The organism is Cytophagia bacterium CHB2 (assembly GCA_030263535.1).
Classification (GTDB): domain Bacteria; phylum Zhuqueibacterota; class Zhuqueibacteria; order Zhuqueibacterales; family Zhuqueibacteraceae; genus Coneutiohabitans.
This window is the reverse complement of record SZPB01000133.1, coordinates 1-15,245: the sequence shown is the minus strand read 5'-3', so window position 1 is coordinate 15,245 and position 15,245 is coordinate 1. Positions and strand designations below refer to the sequence as shown.

At 53.2% G+C, this 15,245-nt stretch carries 17 protein-coding genes; 16 read left to right on the top strand and 1 reads right to left on the bottom strand.

Annotated features, from left to right (window positions below; genetic code table 11):
* From FBQ85_14270 to FBQ85_14230, 9 genes are all read left to right on the top strand, one after another.
* The coding region (locus FBQ85_14270; GenBank protein MDL1876321.1) for a type III polyketide synthase at window positions 1–582 on the top strand (582 nt) is incomplete at its 5' end.
* Window positions 583–596: 14 nt separating this feature from the next.
* Entirely contained in the window at window positions 597–1,154 is a 558-nt protein-coding gene (locus tag FBQ85_14265) for a hypothetical protein (GenBank protein MDL1876320.1), read from the top strand.
* Window positions 1,155–1,212: 58 nt separating this feature from the next.
* Window positions 1,213–3,381 (top strand): glycosyltransferase family 4 protein, encoded by a 2,169-nt coding sequence (locus FBQ85_14260; GenBank protein MDL1876319.1) that lies wholly within the window; start codon window positions 1,213–1,215, stop codon window positions 3,379–3,381.
* A complete protein-coding gene (locus FBQ85_14255; protein MDL1876318.1) occupies window positions 3,368–3,730 on the top strand; it encodes an amidase in 363 nt (120 codons plus the stop codon). The genes FBQ85_14260 and FBQ85_14255 overlap by 14 nt, the downstream gene beginning before the upstream one ends.
* A gap of 369 nt (window positions 3,731–4,099) precedes the next feature.
* Entirely contained in the window at window positions 4,100–5,422 is a 1,323-nt protein-coding gene (locus tag FBQ85_14250) for a hypothetical protein (protein MDL1876317.1), read from the top strand.
* Window positions 5,423–5,491: 69 nt separating this feature from the next.
* Window positions 5,492–5,956, top strand: coding sequence for a cytochrome c (locus FBQ85_14245; protein ID MDL1876316.1), 465 nt, complete (start codon window positions 5,492–5,494; stop codon window positions 5,954–5,956).
* Between the two features lie 181 nt (window positions 5,957–6,137).
* Window positions 6,138–6,734, top strand: coding sequence for a c-type cytochrome (locus tag FBQ85_14240; GenBank protein MDL1876315.1), 597 nt, complete (start codon window positions 6,138–6,140; stop codon window positions 6,732–6,734).
* A 213-nt stretch (window positions 6,735–6,947) separates the two neighbouring features.
* Entirely contained in the window at window positions 6,948–7,727 is a 780-nt protein-coding gene (locus FBQ85_14235; protein MDL1876314.1) for a methyltransferase domain-containing protein, read from the top strand.
* Window positions 7,724–8,341, top strand: a complete 618-nt coding sequence (locus FBQ85_14230; protein MDL1876313.1) for a hypothetical protein — start codon at window positions 7,724–7,726, stop codon at window positions 8,339–8,341. The genes FBQ85_14235 and FBQ85_14230 overlap by 4 nt, the downstream gene beginning before the upstream one ends.
* Window positions 8,342–8,386: 45 nt before the next feature.
* On the opposite strand, the gene FBQ85_14225 is transcribed toward FBQ85_14230, so the two are convergent.
* Complete coding sequence (locus FBQ85_14225) at window positions 8,387–9,256, bottom strand: hypothetical protein (protein MDL1876312.1); 870 nt, start codon at window positions 9,254–9,256, stop codon at window positions 8,387–8,389.
* An 87-nt stretch (window positions 9,257–9,343) separates the two neighbouring features.
* Between FBQ85_14225 and FBQ85_14220 the strand changes: the two genes are divergently transcribed.
* From FBQ85_14220 to FBQ85_14190, 7 genes are all read left to right on the top strand, one after another.
* Window positions 9,344–10,765: a B12-binding domain-containing radical SAM protein gene (locus FBQ85_14220; GenBank protein ID MDL1876311.1), complete on the top strand. Its 1,422-nt coding sequence runs from the start codon at window positions 9,344–9,346 to the stop codon at window positions 10,763–10,765.
* On the top strand, window positions 10,735–11,163 hold the full coding sequence (locus FBQ85_14215) for a hypothetical protein (protein MDL1876310.1): 429 nt from the start codon (window positions 10,735–10,737) through the stop codon (window positions 11,161–11,163). The genes FBQ85_14220 and FBQ85_14215 overlap by 31 nt, the downstream gene beginning before the upstream one ends.
* 58 nt (window positions 11,164–11,221) lie before the next feature.
* A complete protein-coding gene (locus tag FBQ85_14210) occupies window positions 11,222–12,217 on the top strand; it encodes an endonuclease (protein MDL1876309.1) in 996 nt (331 codons plus the stop codon).
* Between the two features lie 197 nt (window positions 12,218–12,414).
* The gene (locus FBQ85_14205; GenBank protein MDL1876308.1) at window positions 12,415–12,696 is read left to right on the top strand and encodes a type II toxin-antitoxin system Phd/YefM family antitoxin; all 282 of its coding nucleotides are present in this window, start codon (window positions 12,415–12,417) and stop codon (window positions 12,694–12,696) included.
* Complete coding sequence (locus FBQ85_14200) at window positions 12,693–13,019, top strand: type II toxin-antitoxin system RelE/ParE family toxin (GenBank protein MDL1876307.1); 327 nt, start codon at window positions 12,693–12,695, stop codon at window positions 13,017–13,019. Before FBQ85_14205 ends, FBQ85_14200 begins: the two co-directional genes overlap by 4 nt.
* 31 nt (window positions 13,020–13,050) lie before the next feature.
* Window positions 13,051–14,520 carry a B12-binding domain-containing radical SAM protein gene (locus FBQ85_14195; protein ID MDL1876306.1) on the top strand — a complete coding sequence of 490 codons (1,470 nt, stop codon included), beginning with the start codon at window positions 13,051–13,053 and terminating at the stop codon, window positions 14,518–14,520.
* Between the two features lie 3 nt (window positions 14,521–14,523).
* The coding region (locus FBQ85_14190; GenBank protein ID MDL1876305.1) for a class I SAM-dependent methyltransferase at window positions 14,524–15,245 on the top strand (722 nt) is incomplete at its 3' end.

Here is a 15,245-nt window from a genome sequence, read left to right as displayed (position 1 = left end):
GTAGTGATCGCGCTGGAATTGTGCAGCTTGACATTTATCCGCAATGATTTTTCCAAAAGCAATTTTGTTGCAACCTCGCTGTTTGGCGATGGCGCTGCCGCGGCGCTGCTGGCCGGCGATGATTGCAAACCCGCCGGCAATCGTGCGCTCCGCCTCGACGCCTCACATGCCATAACCTGGCGCGATACTCTGGAGGTGATGGGCTGGGAAGTGAACGATGAAGGCTTGAAAGTTTTGTTTTCGAAAGATATTCCAACGATCGTGCGTGACTGCGCCAAGCCTTCGATACTGCAATTTCTTGCAACCTGTGAGTTGACGCTGGCCGACATTGCGGAATTTCTCTCGCATCCGGGCGGCGCGAAAGTGATCGCGGCGTATGCACAGGCATTGAACCTGCCGCCGCAGAAAACCTCATACATGTGGAAAATTTTACGCGAATACGGCAACATGTCTAGCGCAAGCGTGCTGTTTGTGCTGCGCGAGTATCTTACATCTTCTGATTACAAATCCGAAAGTCGAGTGCTTTCCACCACGCTTGGGCCCGGGTTTTCAACCGAGATGATCTTGGGACAATGCCAATGACTTTGCCGCAGCAGATGTTGCTCCTCACACTGCTCTTGCTCGCACTGCAGCGTCTGGCAGAATTGTGGTGGGCGCGGCGCAACGAACGCTGGTTGCGCGCGCACGGCGCATTGGAGTTCGGGGCTTCGCATTATCGTTTCATCGTCGCGCTACACACTGGATTTTTCATAAGTTTGGCGATAGAAGGACTTGCGCGCGGCCCGCAGTTGCATCCGCAATGGCCGGTGATTTTAGTCTTGCTAGTAACAACGCAAATGGCGCGATATTGGTGCCTGCTCGCGCTCGGCAAATTTTGGAATACAAAAATTTTGGTGATTCCGGGCGCCGGCCTGAGTCGCCGCGGACCGTATCGTTGGTTCAAACATCCGAATTATGGTGTAGTAATTGCAGAAATCTTCTTGCTGCCATTTTTGTTTCAAGCATGGTGGACGCTGCTGGCGGCCTCGCTCTTGAATCTGCTGCTGTTGCGCGTGCGCATTGCCGCAGAGGAAAAGGCGCTGGCGTTTGCAGTGACGAAATCTGAACACCAAACCTCAGACATGCAATTGCAAACGATGCAAGCCGGTTCCTGAGTTTGTCAGTCCACTTGTGTGGAGATGTATTTCATCGCGACCAAAAAACGAGATCACCTTGCGCATAGGAATTGACGCCACTTGTTTGCCGCCGTCGTTAGCGGGGGCCGGACGTTACGTTCACGGCATGATTCGCGGCCTGGCCGGCCTCGACCGGAACAACGAGTATTTTATTTTTTTGAAGGCGCAGGATTCCCGCCATTTCGAGAATTTGCCGCCGAACATGCGACGGGTGGAACTTCCTGACTATTCTCGCCCCATGCGTTTGGCATGGCAACATTTGCGCGCCGGAGAGCAAGCGCAACGGCTCCGCCTCGATATTTGGCACGGCACGCATTACACGCTGCCACACCGCGTCTCTGGCGTGCGCTTCGTCGCAACGTTTCATGATCTCGGCGTCTTTTTGCATCCGCAATTTTACCCGGCCGGCAAGCGATACTATTTTCAACAAACATTCTTTCACGCCGCGCGGATTGCGCACGGCATTTTGGCGGTCTCCGAAGTGACGGCCAGGGATTTTCACCGTCTTGTCAGCTTCGGCAAGCTGCCGCAGCAGCAGGGCGAAGTGCAGGCCATTGCTTCGGGCGTGAACGAAGAATTTTTTGCCACGGTATCGCTTGCAGAAAAAAAAGATGTGCGCCGCAAATACGCGAAAGATTCCCGTTATATCCTCTTCGTGGGCACCGCAGAAAAACGCAAGAATCTCGGCATGTTGATTCATGCCTTTCACCGGCTTTGCCAGCGCAGCCAGAACGATTATGTGTTATTGCTGGCCGGCCAATCCGGCAACGGCAGCGCGGAAGTCGCGCACGCGATCACGGCCTGTTCTTTGCAGAACCGCGTCAAATGTTTGGGCTATGTTGCCGAAGCGGATTTGCCCGCTTTGTATCAGGCCGCGGATTTGGTGGTGTTGCCCTCGTTATATGAAGGCTTTGGCTTTCCGGCGTTGGAGGCTATGGCCGGCGGTGCCGTGACGTTGGCGGCGAACAATTCCGCCATGCGTGAGATGGTCGGGCATGCCGCCATGCTCTGTGAAAATGAACCCGAGGCCTGGGCCGGCAAGATGGAAGAATTGCTGGGCAATCAACCATTGCGCAGCGAATTGATTTCCTATGGCCGCCGCCGCGCGCAGCAGTTTTCATGGCGTAGCACCGCACAAAAGCTGCTGGCGTTGTACGAACGTTTGCACGCAGCAAAAACGATTTCCGTCTTTGATCTTTCGGCCAACGGCGCAGCAAAGAGTTCGCGCGACGGCGCGACTTCGAGCAAAGCCATTCCATCTTCTCCAACGGACGTTGCCGAAGCTGTGCTGCGCACGATTGCGTATGCGGACTTGTTTGATTATCCTCTGCGGTTTACCGAGATACACGACGGCTTGCTGGAAGCCCGTGTTTCCGGCGTGGCGGTCAGCGCTGCGTTGCAACGGCTGCAGCAGCGGGGAATCGTCGCAGAGTCGGAGGGCTATTTCTTTTTGAGTGATCGCCGCCGCTTGCCGGAGATTCGCCGCCAGCGCAGCAGCATCAGCCGACGGATTATCGAACAAAATCGCCGTATAATTGCGGCAATAAAAAATTTTCCCTTTGTGCGGGGGCTGGCGTTGTCCGGCGCACTGGCGTTCGAAAACGGCAAAGAAGGCGACGATCTCGATTTTTGCCTGATCGTTGATAACCGGCGCCTGTGGACGACGTACCTGGGACTTGTGCTGCTGACGAAGTTGCTGGGCATGCGCCGCTTGGTTTGCTTGAATTGTTTGATCGGCACGGAAGAATTGGTGTGGAGTGAGCGCGATTTCTTCGTAGCGCATCAAATCGCTTTTCTGCTGCCGTTGAGCGGCGCAGATTATTTTCGCCAATTCTGGGCGGAAAATTCGTGGACCCGCGATCATGTGCCGCAAATCAGCGTGGAACGGCGCCTCGCACAAGGCCGGCTGTTCGCTGGTGACGAGTGCGACAACCAGAGCCGGCGAAAAATTGTCGAAACTGTGCTGGCGCTCAAACCGTTTAACCTGCTTGAAAAAGTGATTTTTTATTTTTATCGTCGTCGCATTCAACGCTTGACGCAGCACTTGCAAACCGACAGTGTGACCGCGAATGCCGGCCAAATCAAGCTGTTCACCAACAATCATCGCGGCCGTCTCAAAGCGAAATTGGAAGCGCGCATGCGCCCCTGGCTGGCAAAATTAACGGAGGTTACCGTAGAAGTCGAGGAAAACTATGCGGCATCATAAAATCGGCGCCACGCTTATTCTCGCCGCCGGCGCGCTTGTTTTGTTTCTCAATTGTGGTGTGGAAAATCCCCTGCAACCCGCGCGCGGCAATAATGAAGTTTGGATTCAAGCGAGCGGATTTGATCCCGCCACGCTTACCGTTCCGGCCGGCGCCACCGTGGTTTGGACGAATAAAGACAACACCATTCACGATGTCACCAGCGGCACCCCCATGAATCCCGGCACGGATTTTACGCCGTCGCCGCCGCTCAAGGCGAACGAGACATATTCGGTGCGCTTCACGCAAGCGAAGCAATATCCTTATTATTGCACCGTGCATCAAAACTCCGGAACGATTGTCGTGCAATAAGCGGCCTCGCAAAAGCAGCAAACCCGATGAATTTTGACAATCAAAATCGGTAACCCCAATCTGTTCGGCTGCGGCCCCGCCGTGGCTGAACAGATCGAGCTTGATTGGCAAAACTCATGGGGGAGCTTTGTACCGGTTTACGCCTCAGCATCAACTATTTGTCGCGCCTCGGTTCAATTCTGCTTTGGCCGATGAACTTGTTTAACCCGCTGAACACACGAAACACAGCAAAAGATTTCGCGCTTTTTCGCGGGACAAGTTTGATGTGCCCAAGCCGAGTGAATCATTTTAAAAAAAGACGAACGCACAGCTTTTGATATTGGAAGTTGTTTGAAATGGAATTCAACCTCACATGGAAGGAGGCAGAACATGCCATCTCACCAACGCGGTTTTAAAATTGTCTGGAGTCTCATCATCCTCGTGTTCAGCGCGCAATTTGCCTTTGCCGGCGAAACGAAAACCGCTGATAACGCCGATAAAAAGAAAACCAAAAAAATAAAATTCGCCTACCCCAACCGGCCGGACGAGTTGGAAGATCAAGTCTTGGATCTGTTCGACGCCAAGTGCGCGTTTGCCGGCTGCCACGCCGGCACCACGGCGCCGCAAGGCTTGGATTTGACCGAAGAATTTTTCAAGGCCAACCTCATCAACGTGAAAAGCGAGGATTGGCCCCGCTACATGCGCGTGAAACCGGGCGACGCCAACAACAGTTACTTGATGGGCAAGATTCGCGGGTCCGCCAGCATCAAGGGCGAACGCATGCCCAAAGGCAGCCAGCCGCTGAGCGCGCAGGAAATCGGGCTGGTCGAGCGCTGGATCAATTCGCTGGCGCAGGATGTGAAAGTCGATATGCCCGTGCGCGAATATGTGCAGGCGTTTCCGGGCTTGACGCTCGCCAATCTGCAAACCGCGGAAACCTTCGAAAAGGGCGCGTTCATGTATCGTATCGCGCATCGCTTCAATTCGCCGACCAATGTCGGTTTCGATCAGCTTTTCGGCCTTGATGGCGGCGCTTCGATGATGACGCAGCTTGCCTTTCCCTTCTCAGACAGATTTTTGATTTCCGGTGCGCGTTCCAAAATCAACGCGACCTTTGAAGTTGGCGCCAAGTGGCGATTGTTCCGCCAGAAATCCGACGGCAGCGTTCCGCTTTCTGCTGCTCTTTATGCGGGCGTTGATTGGGCCACCTTGAAGGGAATTGCCGATCCCGATAATCCCGCACAAAATCTCAAACGCACGGCGGGCGACCGTTTTGCTCTTTTTGCGCAGCTTCCGGTGACGCGGCAATTTGGCCGCAAGCTCTCGGCCGCTTTTGTGCCCGGCGTTCTGCTCAACGGCAATGTCAATGTTTCCGGCGAAGATCCGCTGGTGACGATGGGCGTGGGCGCAAAATATTCCTTCAATGAAAAATACGGCCTGTTCGCCGAAATCGTGCCCATCGTCTCCGGAGATGCCACCGCACTGACTGTCGGCGGTACTTATCTCAAAGACGGCAAACAGACGTTTAGCGACACCTTTGCTGCCGGCGTGGAAATTAAATCCGGCGGCCACGTGTTTCACATTCTGGTGTCGAATTCCGGCGGCAACACCACGAATCAATACATGAGCGGCGGCAATTTCGATATTCTCGACGGCGATTTCCGTCTCGGATTCAGCATTTATCGTATTCTGAATTACCCATTTGGATTTTGATGCGCCCAACGGCGGAGGGGTGATAACTCATCAACTCAATTCATACGTTCTTGCTCAAGGAGATTGACTATGAGATCAAGGGGTTTGCGCAGAACCTTGATAGAAAGTTTTTTGCTGTTGAGTACAGCGGGTTTGTTTGTGGCTTGTGAACATGATACCGCAACAGCCCCGCTGCCGCCCGCTGGGCTGCAAGCCACATTGTCCAGCATTCAAGCGAATATTTTCACGCCGAAGTGCGCTCTTGCCGGCTGTCATGTTGCCGGCGGTGGCGCGCCCATGTCGCTGGCAAGTGGAGATTCTTATTTAAGCTTGATTGGTGCAGCCGGAACCGGCGTACCTTCAGCAAATCCTAATTATTCTGGAAAACTTCGTGCGGCTCCGGGTAATGCCAATGTCAGCGTGTTGTATTTAAAAGTCATCGGTGACAACAGCGTCGGCGGCGTCGGCGGGCGCATGCCTCCCAGTGGCGCTTTGAGTCAGGCGGAAACGGATTCAATTGCCGCCTGGATCAATGCCGGCGCACAAAACAATTGAGGCGTAGGCCGCCACGCTGTTCCTGGTTTTGAGTTAACGTTCCTGCAACGGCTTGGCCGTTGCAGGAGTTTTCACGACCCGGGTCTCAACAAACCTCAGCCAAGCCGAGGTTGAAACAAACCAATCGCATTGAATTTGCAAATGGTGGAAGAATAACTTACCCAATTGTGGAGGAGCAACAATGATTCGGAGAAGTCTGGCAATTGCTTTTGCTGCTGCACTGCTAACCGGCGCAACGCTGTTCGCGCAGGATAAAGCGAAAGTCGTTTCATTTGAAGCCCTCGCTGGGCGCAGTATTTATAATTTGAAAAAGTGCGGCGACTGTCACAATCAAGGCGCCAAGGAGTTCACGGCCATCAAGAACAACTATGACGCTGCCGGTCACGCCAAACACGCCACGGATCTGAGCCTCGCCCTGGTTCTGGGCGAAGCCAAATCCCCGCGCGCGCAGAAAAAGCTTCTGGAAAAAGAAGCGGATGCGCTCACGGCTTATTTGGCCAGTCGTAAAGAAGCGGATGCGGCGCCCGAGAATTTTGTGACTGCCGGTCTTGTGATGGTCAAAGAATCGTGCCGCAATTGCCATCTGATTCAAGGCAAGGGCGACGAGAGCGGTGTGCCGCTCGCCGGCGTTGGCGCCAAGCGCGACTATAAATGGCTCTACGATCACTTTGTCGATCCGCAAAAGTTCGTAAAAGATTCCACCATGCCCAAGTTCGGCGAGAAGCTTTCGAAAGCGGAGTTGGAAGCGTTGACGGCGTATATGGCGTCGTGGAAGTAAGCCCGAAGGCGGGATTGATGATAGATTTGATCGAAGTTGTTGAAAATATCTATCAATCCCGTTTTTTTATTCTTCCAAAATTTTGCTTCTTCAGATTGACTTGTACTGATTTCTAAACGCAGAAATACGCTATTGAGCCGTGAACATTTTGAGTGTATAGTTGGTAAGATTCCAATCCTCTGAGCCGTAAAGAAGAAATCTTGTTGTCCGAATATGCATTCCGCTTTTGATGACATTGCGCTTTCCTACGATATTCTTGAAGCTGAAAATCCGATTCTGCAATGGATGCGGCGCCGGGTGCATCAGGCCGCGCTTGCTGCATTTGCCGGACGCCAGCGTCTGATTGAAATCGGCAGCGGCACCGGCACCGATGCTGTGTTTTTCGCGCAGCATGGTTTCGAAGTTCTTGGCCTTGAGCCTTCCACTGAAATGCTGCTCATCGCCCGGGAAAAAGCGGCGGCCGCCGATTGCGCCCACCGCGTCAGCTTCGTGCAGGCAGCCGCAGAAGAACTGCGCCACGTGGCTCCGGTCGGACTTTATGAGGGCTTGTTTTCCAATTTTGGCGCGCTTAACTGCGTCGCGCATCTTGACAAATTTGCGCAACACGCGGCGCGCGCTTTGAAATTCGGCGCGCGTGTCTTGTTTGTTTATATGCCGCCCATTTGTCCGTGGGAGATTGGGTATCATCTTTTGCACGGGCAAGTGCGCAAAGCCTTCCGGCGGAAAACAGATGACGCCGGCACGCTCGTCTCTCTGGCGCGGCATGCGATTCGAACATATTACTTTACTCCTGCGCAAATCATCTCTTGCTTTGAACCGCAGTTCATTCTAGAACGGCAATTTAGTCTCGGCTTGCTGGCACCGCCGCCTTATGTCAGCAAAAGGTCCGCGCGCTTGCTGCACAAGGTGATTGCGTCTGAGGAAAAAATTGCAGAGCAGTGGCCGTTCAGAAATTTCGGTGATCACCTTGTTTTTCAATTTCGCCGCCTATGAAAAAGCTGGAAAAACCCGGCGCACGGTATTCCACTTATAAACGCTATGGGCCCGGTGAATCCGCGCCTCCGGATTCTTTCAAGCCCGGCGACTTCATTTTATCGCATGAAAAAAGTTGGGTGCACGGCCTGATTCGCTGCGGCCAGTCTTTGCGCTATCGCGGCAAAAATCGCAAGCACAATCGCTGGTCGCACGCCGCATTGATTGTCACGACTAATGGCGGTTTGATTGAGGCCGTGGGCAAGGGGGTGCGCCGCAGCCACCTCGATAAGTACAGGGATATTGAATATCATTTGGTGAATATCGACGCCTATGCCGACGAGCGCGACCGTGAGCAGATTGTGAAATTCGCAGAATCCTGCTTGCGGCACAGCTACGGTTATTTGACGCTTGCCAGCATTTCAATCAATCTTCTGCTGGGCAGCAGAATTAATTTTATCTTCGAGCGTCAAATCATTTGCTCGGCACTCGTCGCGCGCGCGTTGGAACGATCGGACATCATTTTCGAAAAATCGCCGCATCACCTTTTGCCCGCGGATTTGGCGCATTTCTTTCGTGTGACGCCGCCGGATAAATCCGTGCCCAAGCGGGAGCAGCAAAAGGCTAAATTTTAATGAAAAAGCAGAAACGCTGGAAAGTAGAATGGTGAGAAGGATATTTCAGCTAGCCTGAACGGGGTAATAAACTTGGGTAGAGTGGGCCTCGAAATCGAGGACGACCCGCGGGCGCAGCTCCAATAAGACACTGCGTCCGAGCAGAAAAGTGCGTGTGGGGTTGATCGCAGTGAATGGTCTGTTCTGCCAGTCTGAGACACAAATAATGGTCGTCCGCCATCGACGCGATCTTCCTGATTCGTCAGCCAACTCGAGCCAGGCACGTTTCGCCAAATAGATGAACGATTGACCCAAATGTTCTAAAGTATCTTCGAAGTCCTGCGCTCGAACAGTGATAATGCCGTTCGTAAGCAGCAACTCCAGGTCACTGTAACAATCAATTGCGCCAGTGTCCAAATCTGCTTCAGTTATAAATTGATTGCTTGTATTGGAGAGCACGATCGTTGCTGCCGGATAGTAATCATTATTATCGCGGGTTTTATGCCATGCTGTTGGGCTCTCTTCTATTGCAAAGACGCGTTTGTTGAAAAAGACGAAGGGATATTTGCCTGTTTTTTGGCAAAACTCCAAAAATTCTTCATCCTCGGGATAATTATCCAGGGTTGCTCCATGTTGCACAACGCGCCCATCGACAACCATGATCCATTTGGCTGCGAGCCGGTTGAATTGATTTTCGATCCAGAGCGCGTTGTGGTTGCGGGCTTCGTTTTGGTATCGACGGCGTTCGAGACGCGGCAGGCCAATATATTCCTCTAAGGTGATATTGCGGCTGACAAAAGTTTCTTTAGTTGATTCCAGAGTACCAGGCTCTGTCGGTTTTAAAACTTTCAAAACCGCGGCGACTGTTTGTTCTCCGTTTTTATCGAGCGTACCGAGTTCTTCGCGCACTTTTTGAATGATCGTTTCAGCAGTCATAAAACCCTCCAAGAGTTGAATTGGTCTTCTACGAAAATGTGCACCAAAATTAAACAATCCGCCGATTTGATGCAAATTATAAAATAAATGACCACCACAAAATCAAAAATTTTGCTTTACAATCCCAGATCCGTGTTTTTCACCATGCCGCTGGGCTTGCTGGCGATTGCTTCGAATCTCGATCCTGAGCGCTTCGAGGTGATCATCGTCGACGGCCGGCTCCAAGACGATCCGCTGCGCGTGTTGCAGCCACATCTGCAGGATGCCCTTTGCCTGGGCCTTTCCGTGCTCACTGGCGCGCCGATTCGTGATGCGCTGCATGTCTCGCGCGCCGTCAAAGCGCTGCGCCCGGATTTGCCCATTGTCTGGGGCGGCTGGCATCCCTCGCTTTTTCCAACGGAATGTTTGGCGGAACGAGCCATCGACATCACGGTGCAAGGCCAGGGCGAGGAAACGTTTCGCGAATTAGTTGAAAAATTTGCCGCAAACGAAAACTTGCGGTCAGTTGCCGGCATAGCTTTTCGTGAGGGCAAAACCATTTATCAAAATGCCGCTCGCCCATTGCGCGACATGAATGATTTTCCGCCGGCGCGTTACGAATTGATTCCAGTGGAAAAATATTACGCCCGCAAAAATCACCGCCAACTCGATTACATCTCATCGATTGGCTGCTATTTTCGCTGTGCCTTTTGCGCCGACCCCTACGTCTTCAAGCGCAAGTGGAACGCGATCGCGCCGGAACGCATGGGAGCAGAACTCGAACATCTTTGGCATCGTTTTCCTTTCGATGATCTCAACTTTCAAGACGAAACGTTCTTTACCTATGCCGATCGCGTCGCGGCCATTGCCGAAGAGCTTTTGCGGCGCAATCTGAAATTCAGTTGGGCGGGCACACTGCGCGCGGATCAGGGCGTGCGCATGTCCGATGATCTCTTTGCCCTGTGCAAGCGCTCCGGCTTGCGCCGCGTGATGATAGGGGTGGAATCCGGCGATCAACAAACATTGAATTGGTTGAAGAAAGACATTACGATCGAACAGGTTTTTGAGACCGCGGAACGCTGCAAGCGTTTCGACTTGGGCGCGATATTTCCGTTCATCGTGGGATTTCCGCAGGAATCTCCGGAGAGCGTCGAGGCGAGTTTGCAGGCCGTCAAGCGTTTGCGCGCGATGAGCCCAAAATTCGAAACCGTGATTTTTTTCTATCAACCTTATCCCGGCTCGCCGATTGCCGATCTCGTGCGCGACAGCGGCTATCCCATGCCACAATCGCTCGAAGAATGGGCGGCATTCGATTACGTCGAATCCTACGGTCCGTGGGTGCCGCAAGAAAAATGGGAGCGCGTGCAGCGCTTTAAATTTTATCAGCGCTTCGCCTGGTCGGAGAACGGCAGTTTGTTGAAATGGCCGATCAAACGGCTGGCACGCTTGCGTTGCGAAAAGGATTTTTATGAATTTCCAATTGAAAAACGTTTGGTGGAATGGCTCAAACCCGCGACCTCGTTGTCGTGAGCAACTGTGAAGGAGGTGAGTTTATGGGAACATTTTATGCAAAATGCAAGATTGAAAACTCCGTCGATCGCGCCAAATCTGCCGTTATTTCAAAGATTTTGGTGGATACCGGCAGTGAGTACACGTGGATTCCAGCAACAACGCTGGAGAGGCTTGGCATCCAGCGCGAGAAAAAAGATCTGGCGTTTGTGATGGCCAACGGGCAGCAGGTGACACGCAGTGTGGGCTTTGCCATCATCCGGTTGAACAAATATTTCACGATCGATGAAGTGGTTTTCGCCGAAAAAGGAGATCTCCTGCTTTTGGGCGCCAGAACTCTGGAAGGCCTCAACTTGACGGTCGATCCCAAACAGAAAAAGCTGGTTGCGTCCGGCCCGTTGCCCGCGGCAAAAACGTAGGCGGGACTCTACTGCGAGATGTAAGCAGGTTTCATTCTAAACGAAAAGGGACATGCGCATGCCAATTTCACTGCGAATTGCGACATTCAACCTTGAGAATTTTGACGACAAGCCCGGGCAGTCGCCCACTCTGGCGGATCGCATCGCGGTGATGCGTCCGCAATTGCTGCGCTTGCGCGCCGACGTTCTCTGCTTCCAAGAAGTCAACGGCCAGGAACAAACGGGCCAGCCGCGGCAAGTGCTGGCGTTGCAGCAATTGCTGCAAAACACGCCTTACGCGGGTTACTATCTCGCGTATACGCTCACGACCAACAATGAAGCCTATGATGAGCGCAACCTGGTCGTGGCCAGCCGCTTCCCGGTTCTTGCCAAACAGCAAATCCGGCATGAATATGCGCCCGAGCCGCGCTATCGCAAGATGACGGCGATTCCCGCGGAAGCGGAGGCGAAAGAGGTGACCTGGGAGCGGCCCATTCTGTACGTCACGCTCGATCTCGGCGGCAACCGCAAGCTGCACGTCATCAATCTGCATTTAAAATCAAAAGTGCCGAGCAGCATTCCCGGACAGCAAATCAATCAAAACAAGTGGCGTTCGGTGGCGGGATGGGCGGAAGGTTACTTCATTTCGTCGATGAAGCGTGTGGGCCAGGCGCTGGAAACGCGCATGCTGATTGATCAAATTTTTGACGCCGCATTGGCAGCAAACGAAGAGGCATTTATTGCTGTCGCCGGCGATTTCAATGCCGATCTCGACGATGTGCCGATTCATGCCATTCGCGGCCAGGTGGAAGACACCGGCAATCCGGCGCTACTGCAGCGCGTGCTTGCCCCATGCGAGCTTTCTGTGCCGGAGACTTCGCGCTATAGTTTTTTGCATCTGGGCAAGGGCATGATGTTGGATCATATTCTCGTGTCGCGGCCGTTGCTGGCGTTTTATCGCGGCGCGGAAATTCACAACGAGATTCTGCCCGACGAATCCGGCGCGTTTCGTACCGATGTGGATTTCCCCGAGTCCGATCACGCGCCGGTGGCGGCGGAGTTCGAGCTGCCGTAATTTGCAGGAGTACTCTCTCGAATTGTCATCCCGCCCGGCGGGATGACAGGAAAAGGACGGGTACATTTTTCAAGGAGTTGAAGATGATGCAAACGCAACATTCGCTCGATTGTTTTGTAATAGCGAGGCAGTAAAGATTGTTGTTGCCTTGTCCTAAATTTAGACTATATTTAGGTCAAATATATAAGGAAACCTTTATGAAATTGAGCAAATCAGTCAAACCCATCAGTTACTTGAAAGCGCACGCTTCAGAAGTGATACGAGATGTGACGGATAATCAGAGGACTCTCGTGATCACGCATAATGGCGAGGCCAAAGTGGTGGTCCAGGATGTACGCGTCTACGAACAGTTTCAAGAAAGCCTGGCCTTGCTGAAAATGCTGGCGCAAAGCCGCAAGAGCATGAAAGCCGGCAAAGTCAAGCCGATTGAAAAAGTCTTTGCCGATATGCGCGAGCGCATCAAGAATCGGCACGCATGAAAAAATATCGAGTTTTTTTCGTGGCCGAAGCGGAGCAGGATCTCCTCGACATTTACAACTATGTCGCAACCTACGACTCCGTTGGCCAAGCTGAAGCCTTGTTGCAAAGCCTCGAAATGGCATGTTATCGTCTCGCCACATTTCCTCGACGCGGCCGCATTCCGCCCGAACTTGAGCGCATCGGCGTTCTCGAGTATCGCGAGACTTTTTACAAACCTTATCGCATCATCTATGAAATCATGCGAGAGGAGGTTTATATTCACGGCATTTTTGACGGCAGGAGGGAGTTGCAGGAGCTTTTGCAGTTTCGTCTGTTGCGCTAATTTGTTTCATGAAATTTGAGTTTGTTGAACCATGATCATCCTCTACAACCCTCCCAGCACGCCCTCGAAAAAGCCGCATCTGCCCATGTCGCTGCTCGCGGTGGCTGCAATGCTGGAAGGCGAATTTGATTATGATATCGTCGACGGCAATCTGCTGGACGATCCCGTCAGCCGCATTATCCAAATCGCGAAAGAGAAAAATGCCACCGCCATCGGTTTTACGGTTATGCCCGGGCCGCAGTTGAATCACGCCGTGCCGCAGACGCAACAGATCAAACTCGCTCTGCCGCACCTGCCGATCATCTGGGGCGGCTATTTCCCTTCGCAGCACACCGACACCTGCCTGCGCGAAGATTATGTCGACTTTTGCATTCACAGTCAGGGCGAGCAAACGTTGCTGGAATTGTTGCGCGTGCTCAACAACGGCGGCGCGTTCGCCGCGATTTCCGGCTTGAGTTACAAAGAGAATGGCAGCATCAAACATAATCCGCATCGCCCGCTCATCCCGCTCGACAAGTTGCCGGACTGGCCGTATCACAAAGTTGAAATGGATCGCTATCTTTACGCCAGCTACATGGGCAAGCGTGTCGGCACGCACAACTCCTCGTTCGGCTGCCCGTTCGCCTGTAACTTTTGCGCGATCGTGGAGATGGTCAAGCAACGCTGGCTGTCGCAATCCGCGGCCAGGCTGGCGCACGTCGTGCAATATCAACACGAACATTTCGGCATCGATGCCATGCAGTTCCATGACATGGATTTTTTCATCTCTGAGCCGCGCGTGGCTGAATTCAGCGAGCGCATCGCGCCGTTAAACATAAACTGGTGGGCGCTGGGCCGCGTCGACGAGTTGATGCGTTACTCCGACGCCACCTGGCAAAAGATGAAAGCCAGCGGCTTGAAAATGGTGTTCAGCGGCGCGGAAACCGGCTCGGATGAATTGCTGCAGCGCATGAACAAAGGCGGCCAGTTCAAAGTCGAGCAAACCCTCGAGCTGGCCAAGCGCATGAAGTCGTATGGCATCGTGCCGGAGTTTTCGTTTGTCATGGGCAATCCACCCGAACCGCTGGCGGATATCGAGAACACGATTGCGTTCATTCGCCGGCTCAAACAAGTTAACTCGGCAACCGAGGTGATTCTTTACCTCTACACGCCGGTGCCGCTGGAAGGCACGCTTTACGAAGAAGCGCGGGCGTTGGGCTTTAAATTTCCCGACACGCTCGCCGAATGGGTGAGCGGCGATTGGCGGAGTTTTTCGATTCGTCGCGAGCCCAACATGCCGTGGCTCAATCCCCGCATTCGCCGCACCGTGCGCGAATTCGAAAGCGTGTTGAATGCGTATTATCCCACTGTCACAGACAGAAACATGAATCGCTTCAAACGCGGCGTGCTGCGCAGCCTCGGCGGCTGGCGCTATCACACCAAATTCTATTCGAATCCCGTTGAACTACGCGCATTTCACAAATTCTTCGGCTATCAGCGGCCGGAGACCACCGGGTTTTGAGTCATGTTCGCTAATTTGTATGAATACCTCCCCATGTCGTTCCGAAGGAATCTTGTGAAGTTTGGCATCGGAATCGCATTTTCACAAAATTCTTTCAGAATGACAAACAGGGTTGAGGAAGGCTTATTTCGAAGCAGCAATCTCCTCGAACCCGCCGAGGCCTATGCCCGCTGGGCGGCATCCTATCCGCCGGCGCCGCACAATCTGCTGATGGAAATGGAGCAGGCTGCGATGCTGGAACTGCTGCCCGAAGTTCGCAACAAAGTTGCACTCGATCTCGCCTGCGGCAGCGGCCGTTATGTGAGCATTCTGCACGAACGCGGCGCTGCGAATGTGATCGGCTTGGATTTGTCGCGGGAAATGCTGACGGCTGCGCCATCACCTCAAAAAAAACTCTTGCAGGGAGATTTGTGTGCGCTGCCGCTGGCCTCGGCTGCGTTTGATTTGGTTGTTTGCGGCCTGGCGGTCGGGCATGTTGAGAATTTGCGCTGTGTCATAGCCGAGGCCGGCCGCGTGTTGAAGGCTGGTGGGGAGTTTCTCTATTCGGATTTTCATCCGTTCGGCGCGCTCGCCGGCTGGCAGCGAACGTTCCGTGACAAAAATGGCACGGAATACGCGGTGCGCCACTGCACGCATTGGTATGAAGATCATATCGCGGCTTGCCACGCCGCTGGTTTGGAGATTACGGCCGTGCGCGAGCCGAAAATTGAAGTCAAGCACAAGTG

What these genes read in the sequence shown, in the direction of transcription:
- FBQ85_14215 (MDL1876310.1), top strand. Translation starts at nt 10,735, where the DNA reads ATGGCTCAAACCCGCGACCTCGTTGTCGTGAGCAACTGTGAAGGAGGT.
- FBQ85_14245 (MDL1876316.1), top strand. Translation starts at nt 5,492, where the DNA reads ATGAGATCAAGGGGTTTGCGCAGAACCTTGATAGAAAGTTTTTTGCTG.
- FBQ85_14265 (MDL1876320.1), top strand. Translation starts at nt 597, where the DNA reads ATGTTGCTCCTCACACTGCTCTTGCTCGCACTGCAGCGTCTGGCAGAA.
- FBQ85_14235 (MDL1876314.1), top strand. Translation starts at nt 6,948, where the DNA reads ATGCATTCCGCTTTTGATGACATTGCGCTTTCCTACGATATTCTTGAA.
- FBQ85_14210 (MDL1876309.1), top strand. Translation starts at nt 11,222, where the DNA reads ATGCCAATTTCACTGCGAATTGCGACATTCAACCTTGAGAATTTTGAC.
- FBQ85_14225 (MDL1876312.1), bottom strand. Translation starts at nt 9,256, where the DNA reads ATGACTGCTGAAACGATCATTCAAAAAGTGCGCGAAGAACTCGGTACG.
- FBQ85_14230 (MDL1876313.1), top strand. Translation starts at nt 7,724, where the DNA reads ATGAAAAAGCTGGAAAAACCCGGCGCACGGTATTCCACTTATAAACGC.
- FBQ85_14255 (MDL1876318.1), top strand. Translation starts at nt 3,368, where the DNA reads ATGCGGCATCATAAAATCGGCGCCACGCTTATTCTCGCCGCCGGCGCG.
- FBQ85_14240 (MDL1876315.1), top strand. Translation starts at nt 6,138, where the DNA reads ATGATTCGGAGAAGTCTGGCAATTGCTTTTGCTGCTGCACTGCTAACC.
- FBQ85_14205 (MDL1876308.1), top strand. Translation starts at nt 12,415, where the DNA reads ATGAAATTGAGCAAATCAGTCAAACCCATCAGTTACTTGAAAGCGCAC.
- FBQ85_14250 (MDL1876317.1), top strand. Translation starts at nt 4,100, where the DNA reads ATGCCATCTCACCAACGCGGTTTTAAAATTGTCTGGAGTCTCATCATC.
- FBQ85_14195 (MDL1876306.1), top strand. Translation starts at nt 13,051, where the DNA reads ATGATCATCCTCTACAACCCTCCCAGCACGCCCTCGAAAAAGCCGCAT.
- FBQ85_14200 (MDL1876307.1), top strand. Translation starts at nt 12,693, where the DNA reads ATGAAAAAATATCGAGTTTTTTTCGTGGCCGAAGCGGAGCAGGATCTC.
- FBQ85_14220 (MDL1876311.1), top strand. Translation starts at nt 9,344, where the DNA reads ATGACCACCACAAAATCAAAAATTTTGCTTTACAATCCCAGATCCGTG.